1 pseudogene is annotated in these 255 nt (G+C 39.6%); it reads right to left on the bottom strand.

From position 1 onward, the window contains the following. Window positions 1-255 (bottom strand): annotated as a pseudogene (sucC, locus tag RG959_RS24535) (succinate--CoA ligase subunit beta); the annotation flags it as partial.

Here is a 255-nt window from a genome sequence, read left to right as displayed (position 1 = left end):
ATAATATCCATTGTAGACATAGCAAGTCCTGCACCGTTAACCATACAGCCAATATTCCCATTCAGCGAGATATAGCTAAGATCGTATTTGCTTGCCTCAATCTCTTTTTCATCTTCTTCATCTAGATCACGCAATTCCTGAATATCCTTTTGGCGGAATAAAGCGTTATCATCAAAGTTCAATTTAGCATCAAGGGCAAGGACTTCTCCATCGCCTGTTGTTACTAATGGATTAATTTCCGCGATGGAACAATCC

Source organism: Domibacillus sp. 8LH (assembly GCF_038806185.1).
Taxonomy (GTDB): domain Bacteria; phylum Bacillota; class Bacilli; order Bacillales; family Domibacillaceae; genus Domibacillus; species Domibacillus indicus_A.
The sequence above is the reverse complement of the archived record's forward strand: the minus strand, read 5'-3'. Positions and strand labels throughout refer to the sequence as shown.